The organism is Synechococcus sp. R50.1 (assembly GCF_047462115.1).
In the GTDB taxonomy this organism is placed as follows: domain Bacteria; phylum Cyanobacteriota; class Cyanobacteriia; order Thermostichales; family Thermostichaceae; genus Thermostichus.
In genome coordinates this window covers 19,354-38,386 of sequence record NZ_JANSIN010000010.1, presented here as the reverse complement: position 1 = coordinate 38,386, position 19,033 = coordinate 19,354, and the positions used below count along the sequence as shown (strand labels likewise).

Here is a 19,033-nt window from a genome sequence, read left to right as displayed (position 1 = left end):
AGGGTTCTCATTCACTGAGATGACAACAGGTGGCGCACAGCTTGGCCGGGATCCGGCTGTCTCACCAGAGCTTCCCCCACGAGCACAGAGCGCACCCCCCAGGCCCGCAACTGCTGCAAATCGGCAGGGGTATGGATGCCGGACTCGCTGACAATGGGCAGCTCGCCGAGGAGATCCGAGTGGGCGGCCAACAGGTCGCGCGTTGTGTTTAAGTCCACCGCAAAGGTTCTCAGATCGCGATTGTTGATGCCAATGAGCACCTGCCCTCTGGACTCTTGCAGTTGGGGCAAACGCAGCACCCGCTGCAACTCTTGGGAGGTGTGCACCTCCAGCAGAGCCGCCATGCCCAATTGCCGAATCAGCTTGAGAAAGTAGCCCAAATCCGCATCGGAGAGAATGGCGGCAATCAAGAGCACTGCATCCGCCCCCAAGGCGCGGGCCCAGAGGATTTGGTAGGGGTAGAGAATGAACTCCTTGCACAGGATGGGGATCCCTGCCGCTTGACGGATCTGCCGCAGATACTCGCCACTGCCCTGAAAGAACCGCTCATCCGTCAGCACCGAGAGACAACTGGCCCCACCGGCCTCATAGCTCTGGGCAATGGCCACCGGGTCAAAGGGATCCCGGAGAACGCCGCGGCTGGGGGAGGCTTTTTTGACCTCGGCAATCAAGGAAACAGGGTGAGGAGACTGGGTAAGAGCCGCCACAAAATCCCGCACCGGCGGGGCTTGATCCAGTTGCCGTTGCAATTGCTTCAGGGGAAGCTGCTCCCGTTGGCGCTCCACCTCCTGTTCTTTGTGCCAGACGATCTCTTCCAAAATGTGGCGCGGCTTGGCTTCCGGCGCTGTTGTCTGGTACACCTGAGAGGCTACGACCACCGGCGGGGCAGGAGAACGCCGACGAATAGAAAGCGGCTCACCTTGCAGCTCCATACAAACCCTGAGCAGAACCCTACACCACACCCTAGACTACCTTAGTGCTCCGCCACCGGTTTGAATAGCTACCCCGGACATCCCCAAAACTCATCTGGCGAAGGTGCTTTTTTTAGCCTATGGTTGAGTCTAGAGCGGTAAGGTATAGAGTCTGATGCCATCTTTTGCGCCTTGGGGAGCCCTACTCCGGCAGCCGTTCATTGTTCCCCAGCCAGGGGCGAGGGCTCGGTGGGGTTAGGGTTTGGGATTGGCGTTGTCCATGCTGTTTTGAAGGAGTTCAGGCGTGCTGTACCTGGCAGAGCTATCCAAGCCGATTGGGTTTGCTAAGTCGTCTCTACAATTGCTGGCCAAGCAGCAGCAGGACAATACCTGGGTGGCCGTGAACGAAGAATCGATTACCCTGGAAGGCCGCATTGCCCAGGAGGCCGGGCGTTTCAAGGATGGGTCGCTGGTGCTGGCGGAAATCTCCGGCAGCCGTCAGGTCGCCCGCATCAGCGAAGCTGCTCGCCAACTGGTGACTTACCTGCAAAACTTCAGCCAACTTCAGCTCAAAGCCCGCAGCCAGGAAGAGGAGATCGAGGTTTGGAAACAGTCCCTCACCTTTCAGGCCCATGAGCTTAAACGCCGCGAGATGGATCTGGCAGCCCAAGAAGAAGAGGTGCAGCGGCTGTACGAGCAATACAAAGCCGTAGAGGAAGATCGCAAACTCCTGGACAGCCTCAAAGAGGAGCTGGCAGCCCAGCAAGCTTACTTGGCCGAACAACAGCGGCTGATCGGAGAACAGCGGGAAGCTCTGAATCGACAGCGGCAAGAGTTGGAAGCTCAATTGCAAGAAGCTCGCTCCAGCCGATTGGGGGAAGCAGAAGCAGCGCAGCTACAGGCTTTGGTGCAGCAGCTCCAGGAGACTCTACATCCGGCTGGGGATCCCTTGGCGCTTCTGCAGAGCTTGAAAAGCCACATTCAGCAGCAGCAGGAGCACTTGAATCAACAGATTGCCCAACTGGAAGCAGAACGTCAGCAGGCCCAGATCCGGCAAGACGAGCTGGATCGGGACTACCGCGCTTGGCAAGAACGCCGCGCCGCTTGGTGGGGATCCCGACAATCCCTGGAGCACAGCCAAGCAGAATGGCAAACTCGGCAGGGATCCCTGCGAGCCTATCAAGAACAACTGCAACAGATCACCCGCCACCTGCATTTGCAGGAAACTCTCCAGCAACAGACGTATCGCCTGGTTCAAGAGTACGACTTCATCATCGCCCATCACGACGGCAGGGCAGGATCCGCGGATCCTCCCATCTCGGTGGAAGAGCTAGTCGCTTTGGTCAGCCAACTGCGCCGAGATTACGAGCAGCGGGCGGCCCAGGTCAGCCAGCAGCGGGCCGAACTGGAGCAAAATCGCCAAGCCCTACGGGAGCTGCAAGAGCGTTTGGCCACTGCCTCTCCCGAAGAGCGGTTCGATATCGAAATGGATATTGACTACGCTCAGTCTGCTTGCAGCGCCCTCGAAGAAGCTCTGCTGCCTCAGGAGAAAAACCTACAGCGGGAATACGAAGAGTTGACCCGCCAAGAGGCCCGCCTCAGCCAGCTTCAAGGGCAGGCCGCTGCCGCCCCTACCTTGGTCGATATTGGCCCGATTCTGGATCAGATCGGCAGCCAAAAACAGGATCTCCTTCAAGAAAAAGGTCGCTTGCAGAGCCTCATCCAACAATTGGATTCTTCTTTACCTTCTCAACAAGAGCAGCTTGCCCGCCAACGGCAAGAGTTGGAGCAGCAGTGGCAACACCTGGAGCAAGAGGAGGGATCCCTGCGGGCGCGCGCCCAGGCCATGGCAGAAACCTGGGGTCGCCTGAATCACCTGCAGGCCACCCTCTACCCAGAGCGGGATCGGTGGGCAGCGTTGGCAGGAGAATTGGCGCAGTTGGAGACGGAGCTGGGCCAACACCAGGCCAGAAACTCCACTGCACACGCCCACGTCCAACAGGTACGCTCTCTCTTGGCTGCCCTCACGCAGGCGTGAGGAAGTCCACGTTTCCTATGCAGGGTGGGGAAGAAGCAGCGCAAACGGATCCCTTCGGGCTCGGTGCGGAACCTACGGCCTTGATTGAGGAAAACAAATCTGTTGACATACCCCCCGCTCTAGAGGGCAAGGATTCTGGTTTCTGGTTCTACGACAGCACTTACGAGGAACTGCGTAGCGGTAGGGCGGGGCTTTAGATCCAGTTTTTTGGTACAATTCGGTAGCATCCTGCAGCCATTAAGGCTCCCAATTTTCCGGCAGGGGGACTGCAGAGGTCGCTGCGCTTTCCCTGACGCTTGACTTGCAGTTGCCGAGGATATTCCAGTGTGAGGTCAGCTTGTGCGAATTGCGGTTGATGCGATGGGGGGCGACTACGCTCCCGAAGAGATCATCAAGGGCGCCTTGCTGGCCCATCGGCATCTGCGGGTCGGGATTGCGCTGGTCGGTCGTCCAGAGTCCCTCAAGCCCTTTTTGCCTCAGCCCTTGCCTGCTGGGATCACCATCGTGCCTGCCGAGGACGATGTGGGCATGGCGGAAGAGCCGTTGATGGTACGCAAAAAGCCCAAAGCCTCCATCAACGTCTCAATGCAACAGGTGCGCTCCAACCAAGCCGATGCTGTGGTGGCCGCCGGGAATACCGGAGCAGCGATGGCTGCGGCCTACCTTCATTTGGGCCGGCTGGCAGGGATCGATCGCCCGGCCATTGGTGCTCTTCTGCCCACTTTAAGAGGCAAGCCGGTGTTGCTTTTGGATGTGGGAGCCAATGTAGATTGCCGGCCCCGCTTTTTGGAGCAGTTTGCCCGTATGGGATCCCTCTACTGCCAGTGTGTACTGGGGGTCGAGCGTCCGCGGGTGGGCCTGCTCAACATCGGCGAGGAGCCCAACAAGGGAAACGATTTGGCTCTGGCCACCCACCAGCGCCTGGCCCAATTGCCAGGGATCCATTTTGCCGGCAATGCCGAGGGGCGGGATGTGCTGACCGGGGAGTTTGATGTGGTGGTGTGCGACGGCTTTGTGGGCAATGCCCTCCTCAAGTTTGCCGAGAGCGTCGGACAGGTGATCACCCAGGTGCTGCGGGAGGAGCTGCCCCGCGGTTGGCGCGGCAAGTTGGGCTGCTGGCTGCTCCGACCCAACCTAAAACAGGTGAAGCGGCGGATGGACTACGTGGAGTATGGCGGCGCTTTGCTGCTCGGAGTCAACGGCATCTGCGTGATTACCCACGGCAGCTCCAAGGCGGCGATGGTTTACCATGCCATTCGTTTGGCCAAAGAAGCGGCGGAGCAAAAAATCCTGCAGCGACTGCAGGCGGAGATGGCCGATCCTCGCGAGTCTAATCCCAGCTCTGAACGGCCTTTAAGGACTCCGTCCCGCTGTCGCGAACAGTCCGCCTCTGACTCCGTCCCGCTGTCGCGATCAGAGGTGCTGCCTCTGCGGCCCTTGGATTGCGTGGAAGGGTAGTGTCCATGCCCAGCAATGGCCTCCCGACCGTGCGGCTGGTGGGGGTGGGGGCTGCCCTGCCGGATCCCTGCTTGAGCAACGACGACCTCAGCCAGATCGTCGAAACTTCCGACGAATGGATCTGGCCCCGCACCGGCATTCGTCAGCGGCGCATTCTCCCCCCCCATCTGAGTTTGGTGGACTTGGCGGCTCAAGCGGCGAAGGCTGCTCTGGATCGGGCTGGGATCCCGCCACAAGATCTGGATTTGATCCTGCTGGCCACTTCCACCGGCGTCGATCGGTTTGGCTCGGCCCCTCAGGTGCAGGCAGCTCTGGGAGCAACGCGGGCGGTGGCCTTTGATCTGACGGCAGCCTGCACAGGCTTTGTCTTTGCGGTGGCCACGGCAGCACAGTTTTTGCAAACCGGGCTGTATCGGCGGGCCTTGGTGGTGGCGGCGGATGTGCTCTCCCGCACGGTGGACTGGGCGGATCGCACCACCTGTGTCTTGTTTGGAGATGGGGCTGGGGCAGTGGTTCTGGAGGCGGGGGAAACCGGCGGGATCCTCAGCATTGAGCTGCGCAGCGATGGCAGTGGCAGCCAGCTACTCAGCTTGTCCATGGCTACAGAGGCCAAGCCCCTGGTGGGATCCCTGCAGGTGGGGCAATACCGCTGCTGCCCCATCGCCATGAATGGCCGCGAGGTCTACAAGTTCGCCGTCCAGGCGGTGCCGGAGGTTATCGAGAAGGCTCTCTTCCGGGCCGGGATCCCGGCGGAGGCGGTGCAGGGGTATTTTATTCATCAGGCCAACCAGCGCATTCTCGATGCGGTAGCCAAGCGTTTGCAACTGGATCCGCAGCGGGTGGCCAGCGTCCTAGAGTATTACGGCAACACCTCGGGCGCTTCGGTGCCAATTGCCTTGGCCACTTGGATCGAGCAGGGACGCTTTGGCGCCGGCGATCTGGGGGTAATGGCAGGCTTTGGTGCCGGCCTCACCTGGGGGGCGATTGTGTTTCGTTGGGGGAAGTGAATTGATGACCGTTGCCTGGATCTATCCCGGCCAGGGATCCCAAGCGGTGGGCATGGGAAGGGACTTGCGGAACTGGCAGGGAGCAGCCCAGAAGTTGGCTTTGGCCCGTGAGATGTTGGGATGGGATCCCTTAGCTCTGTCGGAAGACCAGATCCACCAGACCGGCTACACGCAACCGGCTTTGTTCACCGTATCGGCCCTGTTGACAGACTATCTCTACGCCCAGGGTCAGGCTCCTGCCTGCACTGCCGGCCACAGCCTGGGAGAATACAGCGCCCTCTATGCTGCCGGCGTGTTTGATTTCGAGACCGGCCTGCGGCTGGTGGCGCTGCGGGGCCAACTGATGGAAGCTGCAGGGGATCCTCCAGGCCACATGGCAGCGGTGATGGGGTTTGACCGCGACAAGCTAGAGCATCTGTGCCAGATGATCCCCGATGTCACCCTTGCCAACGACAACAGCCCGGATCAGGTGGTGATCAGCGGCTCAGTGGAGGGGGTGCAAGCCGTCTGTGAGCAGTTGCAGGCCAAGCGCACCGTTCCCCTCAAGGTAAGTGGCGCCTTTCACTCGCCCTTTATGAAGGCTGCTGCCGAGGAGTTTGCCCACACCTTGCGCGCTGTTGACTTTCAGCCGCCGCGAGTGCCCGTCTACAGCAACTGCACTGCCACCGCCAGCCGGGATCCGCAAGCCCTTAAGCAGGCGCTGCTGGCCCAGATGACTGCCCCTGTCCGCTGGCGAGAGACGGTGCTGCACATGGCTGCCGACGGCATCCAAGAGGTGTGGGAAATCGGCCCCGGAAATGTTCTGACGGGCTTGGTGAAGCGAACGGTGCCGGCCCTGGCGCGGCGCACTGTCAGCAGCCTCAGCAGTTAGTGGATCTGTTTTTAACGGGAAAGAGCTCTGTCCCGCTAACGCGACCGGGATCCCTCCGGGTGGGATCCAACCGGCAGGCGACCCCGGGCCGGAATCTGTCCCAACAACACCTGCAGCAACGCCTGTAGAGAGACGGGGGTAGTGCCGTAGCAGGCCAAGTAAACCGGGATCTGGGGCAGGGCAAAGGCATCGTAGGGGGATCCCAAGGCCAACCCAATCACCTTTTCCGGCGGAAGGGATCCCAGCAGCAACCTCTGCGCCGGATGCCGCCACGTCTCCAGGGATCCCACCAGCACCTGCGCAGCCCTTTGAGCCCCTTCTTGGGCAATCCGCTGCTGTTCGGGGGTGGGATCCAGAGGGATGGAGAACACTTGGGCAGCGGGACAGGCTTTTTGCAGCAGCTCCCCCAACAAAGGTACAGGGGTGATAAGCAGCGGGTCAGGGGCCAAGGGAGGCAGGGATCCCCGTACCAGGGTGATGCTGTCTTGGGCGATTTGGCGGGCCAGCGCCTGGTGGCTTTCCAGGGTGGAAGGGGGGAAAGGGGGGCAGGGGGATCCCAGCCTGTAGCGCCGCTTCAAGGCCAAAATCCGCTCCACCGACTGATCCAACTGTTCAACCGACAAGCGCCCGGCGCGAAACTCCCGCAGCAGATGGGCATAAGCTTCTTTTTGGATGGCCGGGGTAAAGCCGGGATCTGCCCCAAACAGCAGCACATCGGCCCCTGCCCTAAAGGCCAGTTCTGCCGCTTCGGGAATGCCGTAGGTGCGGGCAATGGCCCCCATGGTCAGGGAATCTGTCAGGACGAGACCCTGGAAACCCAGCCTCTGCCGCAGCCAGCCCGACACCACCTCAGGGGCCAGCGTTGCCGGTCGCACGGATCCCAGAGCCGGCATCACCACATGCGCCGTCATCATCGCCTCTGCCCCTGCCCGGATCAAAGCCTGAAACGGGCGCAATTCCGTGGTTTGTAGCGCCTCCAGGGGGCGATCCACCCGCGGCAACCCCAGGTGGGAATCCATATCGGTGTCCCCATGGCCGGGAAAATGTTTGGGCGTACAGAGGATCCCGGCTTGCCGATAGCCGCGCCACAGGGCGAGGCCGTAATCTGTCACCTGTTTCGGGTCTGACCCAAAGGCTCGGATGCCGATGATGGGGTTGTGGGGGTTGCTGTTCACGTCCACAACAGGGGCGAAGTTGAGGTTAAACCCCAAACTTTTCAGCTCCGTTCCCACCGCACGGGCCATAGCTTCTGCCTTTGCCAGGGATCCCGCTGCTGCCACTGCCATGGCGCTGGGGAACACCGTCACCCCCTCGGTAAGGCGCACCACCGGCCCCCCCTCTTGATCAATGGCTATCCACAGGGGGACAAGGGCTTGTGCCTGAGCCGCGGCAATGAGCTGGGCCACCTGAGGCAACGTTTGAATGTTGCCGGCAATCGAATAGAAGATCAGCCCGCCCACGTGGTAGTCCCGGATCATCTCCTCGAGAGCGGAGGAAAACTCAGCTCCCTCAAAATAAACCAGAAACAGTTGCCCCACTTTCTCCTCAAGGCTCCAAGCCCTGGGATCCACTGCGGCAGCGGGACGGGGTCCTATCGAGCATGTCAAAGCAGATGTCCTTGGGCGTCGCTGCCAAGAAAGCCGGTCAGGATGAGCCTGAGGCTAGCATACCCTGAAGTGGCTCTTGCAGGTTTAGAGTGGCGATTGACTTGTAGTTGTGGCCATACTGGAGGGATGGCGTAAAGAACTGTAACCTCAGCAGTACACCAGAGTCATCTTGAAGTGCAGTGATGAAGTGCAGTGAAATAGTGCAGTAAAATTGTCTCTAAGGCGTTCTTTGTTCTTTGTGTTGGTTCTAGCTCCCCTTTCTCCTTAAAAAAAGAGGAGTTGTGAGTGAGAGAAAACCTACCCAAACATTACCTATGGTCAAAACAATCTTCAAGACAATCTCCTCTTCCACCCTGGGGTCGATGATGTTGCCTTTCTCCTGCCGCCAGCTTTGGATAACTGCCTTTCCCGCGTTGGCTGGAGTTACGGTGGCTATTGGCGGCCTTGGGGCGGGAGGATCCCTGTGGCAGGCGGGAGCAGCAGGTTTGGCCACGGGGATGACGGGCTATGTGGCTTCTGCTCTATCTGGAAGCGAGGCCAAAGCCAAAATCCAGCTTCTAGAGCACCTCAAAAATCAGCAGAAGCAAAACGAAATCACTCCTTCAGACCTACAGCAATTGCAAAACGAGTTGGCCAGTCTGCGTGCTGCCCTTGAAGATTGGGCAAAAGTCCAGCAGAATGGAAAAGCTGCTGCCAAAACTCATGAGAATGCTCATTCGCAAGCTCAAACTGCTCAGCTCCATTTTGAGGAGATAGAGACCCAGATCCAATCTCAAAAAGAACGGCTTTCTCAGTTACGCGCAGAAGAGCAAAGTCTGAAAGCCTCGATTGGAGATTTACAAGCCAAGAAACAGAAACTCATTCAGTCCCTTAAGGAGGGCATAGCCAAGGTAGAACAACTCCAATCAAAACAGAATCTCCTGAAGCAGGATATTGCCCGCTTAACCCAGGCTTGTCGGTCAACAGGCTCTAGTAACTCCATTAAACGGTCACCTATGCCCGCGAAAGGATCTTCAGACGTATCTCTTGGCTCGGCCCGCACGACCAAAGCTGCCGCCGACATTGCATGGGCCGACAAATATAACGAAGTCTTTGCAACTCTCGAGGAGAAAATTAGCAACCTGGAAGATGGCGCCAGAGCAATGGCAGAACTGGCATCGATGGAAGGCAACGGTAGCCGGTAGGGGTAGACATCCCATCCCAATAGCACCGAAACGGTTCACAGCTCTGGCTCGCCAAAGCCCCGCAGAGGATGAGCATATTCTGAGGGGGTCAGGCCCTTAGCCTGCACCAATACTCCAAAGCCCCCCAACCCCATGGGATCCAGCAGCGCGTGAAGAGCATGTCGCCGCCGCAAAACCTGGCCCACATCCACAGCTTCGCCATCAACCGGGTTCCCCATTTGGCTGAGGGCAGCCAGCCGCTCGGTCAATCCCAGGTTCACCAAAAAGTTGCTCTGCCGGGTGAACCCCAGGCATCTTAGCCCCAGAGATTCTCCCACTTGCTCTAGGGTCGTAAAGTCCACATGAGCGGTGAGATCCTGGGATCCCACCCGAACATAGGGATCCGTGTAGCTGCCGTGCTGTCGGTAGGCCAAGAGCGTACCTTGGGCGCGGTGGGGGCTGTAGTAGCTCTGGGCGGTGTGGCCGTAATCGATGGTGAGCACGTAGCCTCGCCGCAGCTTACGGGCCAGCAGCTGCAGCCACTCCAAGGCTTTCAGGTTCACCTCGGTTTGGTAACCGGACGGATAAGTTTCTACAGGGATCCCCAAGCGGGCAAAATACTCCCTCAGCTCAGGAGTGGACAGATCCCCCAGCACTTCCCGGAAGTTGGCCTCTGCAGCCTCGCTGCAATCGACATAGATTTCCCGCAAAGCCTCATCCTGTACCTGCACCCGATGCACCGGAAAAGCATCCACCAGCTCATTGGAGAAGAAACAGCCTGTGACCGACTCATCCGGGATCCCATCCCAATCCAACCAGCGCACCTTCTCCCCAAAAGGAGCCAATCGCTCCTGTTGGAGCCGCCGCAGGTGGGCAGAACGCTCCAGGATCCCATATTCCAGTGCCTGCCAAAAAGGGGGGTTAGCGGAGCGCACGTAGGTCAGCCAATCCTGGGCCAGGCGACCGCTGCCCGCCCCCATCTCGATCACCTTGAAGTCAGGGGGGGATCCCAAAATGTGCCAGAACTGGTGGATTTGCTCCGCCAACAGTTGGGCAAAGTCCGCCGCCAGGTGGGGAGAGGTGAGGTAGTCGGGGCCAATCGGGGATCCCTGCTCGTAATAGCCCAACCCTGGCTCGTAGAGAGCCCACTCCATAAACTGGGCAAAGGTCACCGGCCCTTGAGCGCGAATGCGGCTGCCGATCAACTCCTGCAACTTCTGCGTGGCCTGGGGTGATGACAAAGGAAAGCTTGGGTCGCGCGGGTGTTGCTCAGGAGCGAGCACAGGCGAGGATTCCAGGGATCCAGACTCACTCAACTTACTTGTTCAGGGGACGACGCCAATTTTGGCGAAACTGACGGTTTGAGAGCAGCAGCACCGGCCAGAGGGCCGATACCAGCCACTTCCCAGATCCCGAATAGATGCGATCCGCCTTGCGGGCCGAGTACCAAACTCCACCTGCATAGATTGCCAAGAGCAAAAAAGGCCACATCTCAACCCATCCTGTTCAACGCTGCTCACCAGGTCAGGGATCCCCAATCAGTAGGCATCCTGCAGCTCATAGAAGTCAGGCGTGATGTAGTCCTTGCGCAGGGGCCACCCTATCCAGTCTTCCGGCATTAAAATCCGCTTCAGGTTCGGGTGTCCCTCGAAAACAATGCCGTACATGTCGTAGGTTTCCCGTTCCTGCCAATCCGCCGACTTCCAAATCCAGTATACGGAAGGCAGCCGTGGATCGTGGCGAGGCAACTTTACCTGGAGCCGCACCTCCTGAGGGCGATCCGCCCCGTCTGACAGCTTGATCAGGTGGTAAAGGCTGACCAGTGGCTGCCCTGCCCCCAGGTCATACCCGCACTGGCACTCCAGGTAGTTAAAGCCGTAGGCATAGAGGGCGGTACACAGGGGCAGAAGAAAGTCCCGCTCCACCTCCAACAGCTCTACCCCCGCTGCGTCTCTCCCCAAATACTGGTGCTCGAAGCCGTTGTCGGCCAGAAACTGGGAAACCGGGCCCCGCTCCAACGTCACCAAGGGTTCCGACTGCTCGCCTACCGCTGGCGGCGCTTGCTTTTCTCGGGCATTTTCCTCTGCCATCTCACATCCCTCCTCGCAAGGCTTTGAGCTGCTGTTCCGCCTGCTTAAAGTCGGCAGTTTGCAAAGCCGGGGGCACCGGCAGGCCGATGGCAGCAGCCAGTTCCGGCGGGGGAGCTTGGCGGGTCTCGCTCTCCAGATACTTGCCGGTGATGATCTCCGGCACAGGCTTAAGGTTATGCTTAACCGTGTAGTAGCGGTGGGTTTGTTGCAGACGGCCCCGCTCCCGCATGTCTTCTGCAGCGATCTTCTTGCGCAGCTTGACAATGGCATCCATGATCGCCTCTGGACGAGGGGGGCAGCCAGGAATGTACACATCCACCGGGATCAGCTTGTCCACCCCCCGCACTGCCGTGTAGGAATCGGAGCTGAACATGCCACCGCTGATGGTGCAAGCCCCCATGGCAATCACGTACTTCGGCTCAGCCATTTGCTGGTAGAGCTTGACCAACGCCGGAGCCATCTTCATGGTGACCGTGCCCGCCGTGATGATCAAATCAGCCGTGCGCGGCGAAGAACGAGGCAACAGGCCAAACCGGTCGAAGTCAAAGCGGGATCCCAGCATGGCAGCAAACTCGATGAAGCAACAGGCAGTGCCGTAGAGCAGCGGCCAGAGGCTGGACATCTTGGCCCAGTTGTACAGGTCGTTCACCGTCGTCAGAACGACGTTGTTGGAGAGGTCGGTAGTCACCTGGGGGGCAGCCCCCGGAAACAGAACCTGCGATTTCTCAGACATCATGACCATTCCAGCGCTCCTTTTCTCCAGGCGTACACAAGACCCACCACGAGGATGGCGATGAAAATCAGGGCCTCCACAAAGGCCAACAGCCCCAAGCGGTGGAACGCCACTGCCCAGGGATAGAGGAACACAGTCTCTACATCGAAAATGACGAAGACCAGCGCGAACATGTAGTAGCGAATGTTGAACTGGATCCAGGCTTGCCCAAACGGCTCCATGCCCGACTCGTAAGTGCTGCGCCGCAGGGATCCCCGCCGCTTTGGCGCCAAGAGTGCAGAAGCCCCCAGAGCCAAAACTGGCAGCAGAGAGCAGAGGATCAGGAAAACCAGCAAATACTCGTAGCCGGACAGAACAAACACGACGCCAGACCGCCTCAGTTGCTCAACATTTAGATACGTTTCCAGTATAGAGCCAGTCTGTGGCTCCCCTGCGCCACCGGATCTTCAGTTCTGGTGATGATCACGATTATTGGGAGCGGCGTTTCTCCAGCCAACCCCACACTCCGCTCACCACCGCCCCGGCTATCAGGATCCCCAAAGCTGGCTGAAACAAAGGCAGCCAGAGCCGCATCCAAAGCTTGTACCCCAGTGGGATCCCGACAAAAGCTCCCGTTACGGAAAAGACAAACCAGACAAACCCGGCGAACACCAGAAAGACAACAGCAATCAGGAAGTTATCCAGCCAGCGCTTAAAGTCAGAGGAAGTCATGGGGATTGAGGTAGAGCAGCTTGAAGGAGACCTAGAGGCAATATGAGAACCGAACTTTTTGGCTACCCAATGCCAATCATCTCAGCAGCACTTGGGAAGATCCCACGTGCGCCTTTTGTGAGGGTGAGCCATGCCGACTCGGTTCTTGCCCGCTGTGAGCACAACTCAAAACCACGGTAGCGCCAGTAGGATTCCACGGCCAGCCTACCAGCAACATTAAGCGCGAGTCCCATTCTGCCGTTTGAGCCGCTCAGCTTGGAGATGACTCCCAAGTTGGCTGGCTGCCGTTGGCCCTTCACCAGTTGTTGACTTGTCAAGATATAGTGGTGAAAAATCTGCCTATACACAACCTGTAGCGTTAAGCCGATGTCCATCTCCTCTGGTTCTTCTTTTGCAGACCGCTTACGACAGGTGATCGGCGATGAAGCCGTTTATGCGTTTGGGCGACGGGCCGGAATTAGCGATACTGCCTTGCGCAGCTACCTGAAGGGATCCGTGCCCGGCATTGATAAGGCCGTGAAAATTGCCCAAGTGGGCCAGGTCAACCTCAATTGGCTGATTACAGGGGAGGGATCCCCGCAGTTGCATCCCGACTCGAAAGCAGAGTATGTGTATGTGCCTTTTGTCGATGTGGCCGCCTCTGCCGGAGCGGGGGCGTTGGTGCGGGAAGAATCGATCGAATCGGTGATTGCTTTTGAGCGAAACTGGCTGCGGACGCACTTGAAGGGAAACCCTGCCGATCTAAGTCTGATTCGGGTGCAGGGGGATAGCATGTCTCCCACGTTGGAGGATGGCGACTGGATCTTTGTGGAACGGCAAGAGGGCGGGGATCTAAGCTGTGAAGGCATTTACGTCTTTCAGATGGATGGGGATCTGTTGGTCAAACGACTGCAGCGCCTGCCCGGATCCCAGGTGAAGGTGATCAGCGACAACCCCCGCTTTCCCCCCTTTGTGGCGGATTTGGCGGATCCCGTCAACGGCTTAACCCTCATAGGACGTTATCGAGGTCGCATCAGTTTTGATTAGCCTCTGGCAGCAGATGGCGGAAAGTGGCAGCTTGACCGACCGAGAATCCCCTTGGCGAGATTGGGTCGCCGGTTAGGATTGGTTTTAAGGGTTGAGTTGAGAGGAGTTCCCGCTCCTTACCTGCGCCCACCCAGCCGAAGGTTTGCCAGCGATGCCTCGTTCCTCCCAACGCTCAACAGTTGCTCTCCATTTCCTGAGTGGGATCCTCTTGGTCAGCAGCGGGATCTGGGTTGGGATGGTGCTTCCCCAGCAGGCTCAGCCTCAGCCCCAGCCGGAGACCAACATCTCTCCCACTCAACCCGTTTCTCCCACACCACCGATCCTGCCCACCTTGGCTCCACCCCAGACCAATCTTCCGGTGGCAAGCCCAACAGCCAATGCAGATCCAAATGCAGATCCAGAGGAAAATCACGAGAGCCCCACGGATCTGGAAGGGGAGATCCGGGAAATCCGCCAGCAGGTGATCCAGCTCTTGATCAGAATTGAGGAATTGGAGTTGCGGCTGCAACGGCTGCGTTCTCAAACAGGCCCTGAGCCTATCAGGGAATCTTCCACTGCTGCCGAGATCGTCCCAGGAGAAGAAAGCACCCCAGCCCCGACCAAAACGCCGACCTCTTTTCAGGTGGGAACCCAAACCATCAGCCTGCCGGGCGATTTGCTGTTCGATTTTGACAAAGCCGAGATTCGACCTGAAGCAGCGGCGCTGTTGGCCCAGGTGGCAAAATCCTTGGAGGCCATGCCCGGCGCTCGCGTTCAAGTCAACGGCCACACCGATAACATCGGGCCCTTAAACTACAACTTGGCTCTTTCCCTGCGCCGCGCCAATGCGGTTAAGGACTATTTGATAAAACTGTTGCCGGAAGGCCATCCCATCAGTTGGACAACCTCTGGCTTTGGCCCCACCTTGCCGGTGGCCGATAACGACACAGAAGCCGGACGGCAGCGGAACCGCCGCGTGGATTTGGTCATCGCTCCCTAGCTACCCCCCCAAATGGGGGATGACACGTCCCAGCAGGGCTCTGGTCTAGAATCTGGTAGGGTCAATCCGGCCAGGATTGATGGGTGCAGGTTAAATCCTTATCGTTGGGGTTCGGTTTTGAACGCAGCAGGGATCCCTTCGGGCGAGAGGCAGACATTTGCGCTGAGGGTTGACACAACCCTGGATGCTCTCGGGGAGGTGTTGACGTGGTTTGAAGCCTTTCGCAATGCCGGCATCCCGGATCCCATTTGGGCGGAATGTCAGTTGGCTTTGGTAGAGGGGTTTACCAACGCCGTTCGCCACGCCCACCGCGCTCTGCCGGAAAGTACGCCCATCGACATTGAGCTGCTGCTGATGCCGCAAGGGCTGGAGTTGCGCATCTGGGATCAGGGGCAGGAGTTTGATCTGGAGGGATTTGCTCGGAACTTGTCGGATCCCACATCGCCCAACGCCAATCTTGAGTCCGAGGGGGGACGGGGTATTTTGCTGATGAAAGCTCTCTCTACTCACCTCAGCTACAGCCGCCAAGCGGATGGTCGCAACTGCCTGTTGATCGGCAAGCGCTTCGACGATCCTGGATCTCGCCCGCGTCTGTCGGTGCCGGGCTTAGGCGAGCAGACCACCGCTTAACTTGCGAATAGCTGAGCTGGCCACATCGCTGTAGCGCAGTTCACCGGCCAAGATCTGGCCCATGCGCCGAGTGGCTCCCGGTCGTTTGACGCCCACCCTGTAGCCCACGCCCGGAAAGCGATAGAACAACGCCGCAATCCGCTTAGCCCAGCGCATTTCTGAGCCCCATTCCTGCTGCACGCGGGCAGAGTAGTTCGCCAGAGCTTCTGTATCCCCGCCTAGAGCTTGATCGATGGCCTGGGCCGCCAACATGCCGGTGAGAAGGGAAGGGCGGATTCCTTCAGCGGTAAACGGATCGATAACGCAGGCGGCATCTCCCACCAAGAGGGCATTTTGGGTGTGAAGCGGTTGATCTTCGTCCCAGAGGCAGATGGGATGGCCAAATGGCTTGACCGACTTCAAGTCTACGCCAAAGCTTTGGGCATATTGGGCGGCAATTTCCCGCAGGTTTTGTTTTTCTCCACCCCGAAAGGTGCCGGCTCCAATCGAGTAGCCATCAGCCTTGGGGAAGTTCCAAATGTAGCCATTGCTGACGGCGCCGAAGTCAAAATGGGCGGCTGCAGTTTGCGGCTGCGAGAGGGGCACTTCTGCTTCCAAGGCGGCAGCCAAGCGACGGCGGCGTTCCTGAAAGCCCAGCCACTTGGCCATCGAGCCTTTTGCCCCATCGGCCCCGATCACGTACCGACCCCAGACCGGGCCGGCGGTTGTCATCACTTGCCAGCGGTCGCTTTGCCACTCGAGGCCAGAGACAGGGCATTCTGCCTGGAGCGCTGCCCCTTGCTTTTGCGCTTGCTGAATTAGGTAGTGGTCGAAAACATCCCGCCGCACCATCCAAACGGGCTCTTTCAAATCCAAATCGACCACCACCGGATCGCCGCCGCGCCAGGTGTAGCGGATTTGCCGGATCTTGAGGGAAATGGCGGGGCCAAAGTCGAAGTCAAACCAAGCCGCCACCATAGGAGAAACGCCGCCCCCACAGGGTTTGTAGCGGGGCAAGGGATCCTTTTCCAGAACCAGCACCGAGCGTCCCCGCTTGGCCAGATGGTAGGCGGCAGATCCTCCAGCAGGGCCGGCGCCGACGATGACACAGTCGTAGAGTTGCGGCATGGTTTTCGATACTCCAGGCCCCCCCATCCTGGGTTCTGCTCACCAGCTTCTAGCCTATTATGGCTACAGCGAATTGCCTGCACGTTGCTTGCCTTTTTGTCGGGAAGACCATGCGAATTCGCTGGCAGCGCCTTGCCAACCAGCCCTCAGCTTGCTACTGTGCCGCCTGCGGAAAGCGTTTTGCGGGCGGGAAGCGAGTTCGTTGCCTTTTCAACGATAGGGGTCTGAATCTCGGCCCCCTTTGCCCAGCGTGCTTTGCCCTTCCCCCAGAGCAGTTGCGAGAACAAATCCGCCGCTACGCCTATTTGATTCGCCTAAATCGTCTGCGGCATCCCGGCAGCCAAGACCACGCCCATCATCTGGAACAAGCGGCCCGGGAGCGCTCCATTCGTTATCCGGGCCTGTGGGGCTGGCTGCGGCAGTGGTGGTAGCGTTGGCAAGGGGATTGGGCATTCTGGAAAAGATGCAGGAAAATCAGGAGAGGTTGCCTTCGGGATCCCAGACCCGTTGGCTTGTTTGCTCTCGTTGGTTGAGGAGCCCCCATGCACGACCTGGACAGTTTGCCAGAACCAGTAGCCGATGCCTTGATCAAAAGCCTGCTTACGGACGTGGAGCGGCTGATCAACCAGCACGGACTGTCAGAGGTTCTGGTGGGGTTGGCCATGTATTGCAACGTGCAGTTCAAGGCCAAGTTCAATAAGCCCAACCGCACGGAGAAGGATGAGGAGTTGGGGTTTTATTTCCGCGACGCCGCCAAAGCTCTAGAGGTGGCTGCCAGCCTCACCTATCGCACCATCGACCGCTCTCAATCTGCCCGGCCCAGCACCTAGCCGCCGGGATCCCTTTTTAGCTCTCACCCCCAACCTCTCTCAGGAAGAAAAAAGGGAGCCGGCGATCCATTGAGGATCTTAAGGATCTTGGGGTGGCAAGGGATCCCCCTGGGTTTTTATGCTGGTGGGCAACAAGTTGCATTGAGGCTGAGCGTGAGAATCGTCTGGGAACGCAGCATTTACGGGGGCAATGGCCGAGTGCCCTGCATTATCTGTGGGGGATGGGCCAACCCCATCCAGAAAAAAGGGCACCAAGTGTTGCTGGCGGTGGTCTATAACGACCGCGGGCAAATCTACGGGGAAGTCTGCCGCAGTTGTCTCAGTTTGGGGGCCAAAGGCATCAAGGAGTGCCTGCAAGAGCGGATTGCCCGCCTGCGCAAACAACTGGAAGACTTGGAAGAGCTGGAGCAGGGAGAGGTGCAACTGCCCACACTGGAGCAGGAGTTGAGTGCCTATTTGGATTGACAACTACACCTTTTGCCGTTCAACTGGGATCTTCAGCCAACGGCTTAGTTCCGAGGCCAACCACTCCAGCTCTGGCTCCTGCAAAGGGATCCCCGCTCCCAACTCGTATTTGCGGTTGCCCGCCCAGATGTTCAACTGTGGGCTTTGGCGTGGGATCAGCTCTAGCCGGTCAATATCCCATCGCCGACTGGGGGGAACATTGCCAAACCTCAGGCCAAACACCTCGTGAGCCAGGCGAATGTATTTTGTGTCGATCCGTAGGTGGACTTTGCCGAATAGACCGTAGAGGATCACGCCCACCATCCCCAACCCCACCGTCCAGAAGGGCAGGATGAATAGGCCAAACAACAGATTGGCCGGAAAAGGCGCATGCCCAACCGATATGATCGTGAAAAAGGTGGTGAAGGAGTTCCAAGCGATGGCGAAAGGCAGCAACACCAAAACACCGATTTGCCGGGCCGGGATCACCACCTGAAAGGTCTGTTCGGACTTGTGCAGTTGAATCCGGCTGCCTGCTGGCTGTCGAGTAGGGACTGCTGCTGCGTCTGAGGGAATCAAGGCGGGACGACGATCCAAATGCTCCAGCGCCTCCAGGGCCTGCCGGGCGGAAGCAGGACGATCCGCCACCACAGGTTCCGTCATCCACCGCAGCCAGTCGCGAAAGGGCGGGCTCAGGTGCACCGCTTGCTCGAACGCAATCCGGGCTCCCTCCTGGGGCAGATCCGCCGGGTGTTGGCCGGTGAGCAGGTGGATTAGGGTGGCACCTAAGCTGTAGAGATCGGAAGCGGGCACGGTTCTGCCGCCAAATTGCTCTAGGGGCATGTAGCCGTAGCTCCCCACCACGGTGTAGGATCCCTGCTCCCGGGGGGCAGCCGCCTGAACCGAGCCAAAATCCACTAGGTACACCTGCTGGTCGGATCCCAAGAGAATGTTGCTGGGCTTGAGATCTCGGTGAATGACGGGGGGATGGAGTTCGTGCAGGTAGACGAGAATGCGCAGCAACTTTTGCGCCAGATCCCGCACCTCCGGCTCGGCAAAGCGCCGCCCTTGCTCCATCCACTCTTGCAAAGAGGGGGCGTCGATGTAGGTTTGCACCAGGGCCAGGCCCCGTCCTCCCTCAAAGCTAACCTCGAAGTGGTCGCGGTATTGGGGAATGGCCGGATGGGAGAGGGTCTGCAGGATCTGGGCTTCCCGCTCGAACAGCTTCAGGTCGGCCCAATCAAAGTCTGGCCCAAAGAGTAGCAGCTTGATCACCACCTGTTCCGAGGTGAGCAAATCCTGAGCCAGGTAGGTGTGTCTGCCGCTGCGCTTGCTCAATCGCCGCTCTGGTCGATAGCGCTGGTGCCAAATTGGGCCCTCTGGAGCCATACCCCCTCCTCAGGTCTGCCCCTGCCGGTTGCTTCAGCT

General features: G+C 58.9%; 21 protein-coding genes. 11 read left to right on the top strand and 10 right to left on the bottom strand.

What is annotated here, in order from left to right:
- Positions 1-11: 11 nt before the first annotated feature.
- Positions 12-932 (bottom strand): indole-3-glycerol phosphate synthase TrpC, encoded by a 921-nt coding sequence (gene trpC / locus NW870_RS04535; protein WP_414357590.1) that lies wholly within the window; start codon positions 930-932, stop codon positions 12-14.
- 283 nt (positions 933-1,215) lie between these two features.
- Here trpC and hmpF point away from each other — a divergent pair, with 283 nt between their 5' ends.
- The 4 genes from hmpF to fabD all read left to right on the top strand — a co-directional run bounded on the left by hmpF (position 1,216) and on the right by fabD (position 6,285).
- On the top strand, positions 1,216-2,949 hold the full coding sequence (gene hmpF, locus NW870_RS04530; RefSeq protein ID WP_414374122.1) for a pilus motility taxis protein HmpF: 1,734 nt from the start codon (positions 1,216-1,218) through the stop codon (positions 2,947-2,949).
- 360 nt (positions 2,950-3,309) lie between these two features.
- Positions 3,310-4,407 (top strand): phosphate acyltransferase PlsX, encoded by a 1,098-nt coding sequence (gene plsX / locus NW870_RS04525; RefSeq protein ID WP_414357597.1) that lies wholly within the window; start codon positions 3,310-3,312, stop codon positions 4,405-4,407.
- Complete coding sequence (locus NW870_RS04520) at positions 4,407-5,414, top strand: beta-ketoacyl-ACP synthase III (RefSeq protein ID WP_414374120.1); 1,008 nt, start codon at positions 4,407-4,409, stop codon at positions 5,412-5,414. Before plsX ends, NW870_RS04520 begins: the two co-directional genes overlap by 1 nt.
- 4 nt (positions 5,415-5,418) lie before the next feature.
- On the top strand, positions 5,419-6,285 hold the full coding sequence (fabD, locus tag NW870_RS04515) for an ACP S-malonyltransferase (protein WP_414357593.1): 867 nt from the start codon (positions 5,419-5,421) through the stop codon (positions 6,283-6,285).
- Between the two features lie 35 nt (positions 6,286-6,320).
- Here the strand turns inward: fabD and NW870_RS04510 are convergent, their stop codons facing one another.
- A complete protein-coding gene (locus NW870_RS04510; RefSeq protein WP_414357594.1) occupies positions 6,321-7,823 on the bottom strand; it encodes a glycoside hydrolase family 3 protein in 1,503 nt (500 codons plus the stop codon).
- A 383-nt stretch (positions 7,824-8,206) separates the two neighbouring features.
- On the opposite strand from NW870_RS04510, the gene NW870_RS04505 reads away from it, so the two are divergent.
- Positions 8,207-9,076 (top strand): hypothetical protein, encoded by an 870-nt coding sequence (locus NW870_RS04505; protein ID WP_414374119.1) that lies wholly within the window; start codon positions 8,207-8,209, stop codon positions 9,074-9,076.
- A gap of 35 nt (positions 9,077-9,111) precedes the next feature.
- On the opposite strand, the gene NW870_RS04500 is transcribed toward NW870_RS04505, so the two are convergent.
- The 6 genes from NW870_RS04500 to NW870_RS04475 all read right to left on the bottom strand — a co-directional run bounded on the left by NW870_RS04500 (position 9,112) and on the right by NW870_RS04475 (position 12,589).
- On the bottom strand, positions 9,112-10,296 hold the full coding sequence (locus NW870_RS04500) for a class I SAM-dependent methyltransferase (RefSeq protein WP_414374117.1): 1,185 nt from the start codon (positions 10,294-10,296) through the stop codon (positions 9,112-9,114).
- 76 nt (positions 10,297-10,372) lie between these two features.
- Positions 10,373-10,546: a hypothetical protein gene (locus NW870_RS04495; protein ID WP_011433903.1), complete on the bottom strand. Its 174-nt coding sequence runs from the start codon at positions 10,544-10,546 to the stop codon at positions 10,373-10,375.
- 47 nt (positions 10,547-10,593) lie between these two features.
- Positions 10,594-11,145 carry an NAD(P)H-quinone oxidoreductase subunit J gene (locus tag NW870_RS04490; RefSeq protein WP_414358109.1) on the bottom strand — a complete coding sequence of 184 codons (552 nt, stop codon included), beginning with the start codon at positions 11,143-11,145 and terminating at the stop codon, positions 10,594-10,596.
- A 1-nt stretch (position 11,146) separates the two neighbouring features.
- Positions 11,147-11,887, bottom strand: coding sequence for an NADH dehydrogenase subunit K (locus tag NW870_RS04485; protein ID WP_414374115.1), 741 nt, complete (start codon positions 11,885-11,887; stop codon positions 11,147-11,149).
- Positions 11,878-12,240 carry a photosynthetic/respiratory NAD(P)H-quinone oxidoreductase subunit C gene (gene ndhC / locus NW870_RS04480; RefSeq protein ID WP_414331498.1) on the bottom strand — a complete coding sequence of 121 codons (363 nt, stop codon included), beginning with the start codon at positions 12,238-12,240 and terminating at the stop codon, positions 11,878-11,880. Before ndhC ends, NW870_RS04485 begins: the two co-directional genes overlap by 10 nt.
- A 106-nt stretch (positions 12,241-12,346) precedes the next feature.
- Entirely contained in the window at positions 12,347-12,589 is a 243-nt protein-coding gene (locus tag NW870_RS04475; RefSeq protein WP_414374113.1) for a hypothetical protein, read from the bottom strand.
- 366 nt (positions 12,590-12,955) lie between these two features.
- On the opposite strand from NW870_RS04475, the gene NW870_RS04470 reads away from it, so the two are divergent.
- From NW870_RS04470 to NW870_RS04460, 3 genes are all read left to right on the top strand, one after another.
- Positions 12,956-13,615, top strand: coding sequence for a LexA family transcriptional regulator (locus NW870_RS04470; RefSeq protein WP_414374111.1), 660 nt, complete (start codon positions 12,956-12,958; stop codon positions 13,613-13,615).
- Positions 13,616-13,766: 151 nt separating this feature from the next.
- Complete coding sequence (locus NW870_RS04465; RefSeq protein WP_414374109.1) at positions 13,767-14,594, top strand: OmpA family protein; 828 nt, start codon at positions 13,767-13,769, stop codon at positions 14,592-14,594.
- A 117-nt stretch (positions 14,595-14,711) separates the two neighbouring features.
- Positions 14,712-15,224: an ATP-binding protein gene (locus NW870_RS04460; protein ID WP_414374107.1), complete on the top strand. Its 513-nt coding sequence runs from the start codon at positions 14,712-14,714 to the stop codon at positions 15,222-15,224.
- On the opposite strand, the gene NW870_RS04455 is transcribed toward NW870_RS04460, so the two are convergent.
- Positions 15,201-16,331 (bottom strand): geranylgeranyl reductase family protein, encoded by a 1,131-nt coding sequence (locus NW870_RS04455; RefSeq protein ID WP_414342010.1) that lies wholly within the window; start codon positions 16,329-16,331, stop codon positions 15,201-15,203. The two genes, NW870_RS04460 and NW870_RS04455, sit on opposite strands and share 24 nt — an antisense overlap.
- Before the next feature lie 110 nt (positions 16,332-16,441).
- Between NW870_RS04455 and NW870_RS04450 the strand changes: the two genes are divergently transcribed.
- The 3 genes from NW870_RS04450 to NW870_RS04440 all read left to right on the top strand — a co-directional run bounded on the left by NW870_RS04450 (position 16,442) and on the right by NW870_RS04440 (position 17,626).
- A complete protein-coding gene (locus tag NW870_RS04450) occupies positions 16,442-16,762 on the top strand; it encodes a hypothetical protein (RefSeq protein ID WP_414374106.1) in 321 nt (106 codons plus the stop codon).
- Positions 16,763-16,873: 111 nt separating this feature from the next.
- On the top strand, positions 16,874-17,161 hold the full coding sequence (locus NW870_RS04445; protein ID WP_011433893.1) for a hypothetical protein: 288 nt from the start codon (positions 16,874-16,876) through the stop codon (positions 17,159-17,161).
- 153 nt (positions 17,162-17,314) lie between these two features.
- Complete coding sequence (locus tag NW870_RS04440; RefSeq protein WP_414331199.1) at positions 17,315-17,626, top strand: hypothetical protein; 312 nt, start codon at positions 17,315-17,317, stop codon at positions 17,624-17,626.
- A 3-nt stretch (positions 17,627-17,629) separates the two neighbouring features.
- On the opposite strand, the gene NW870_RS04435 is transcribed toward NW870_RS04440, so the two are convergent.
- Complete coding sequence (locus NW870_RS04435) at positions 17,630-18,994, bottom strand: serine/threonine protein kinase (RefSeq protein ID WP_414374104.1); 1,365 nt, start codon at positions 18,992-18,994, stop codon at positions 17,630-17,632.
- Between the last annotated feature and the right edge of the window lie 39 nt (positions 18,995-19,033).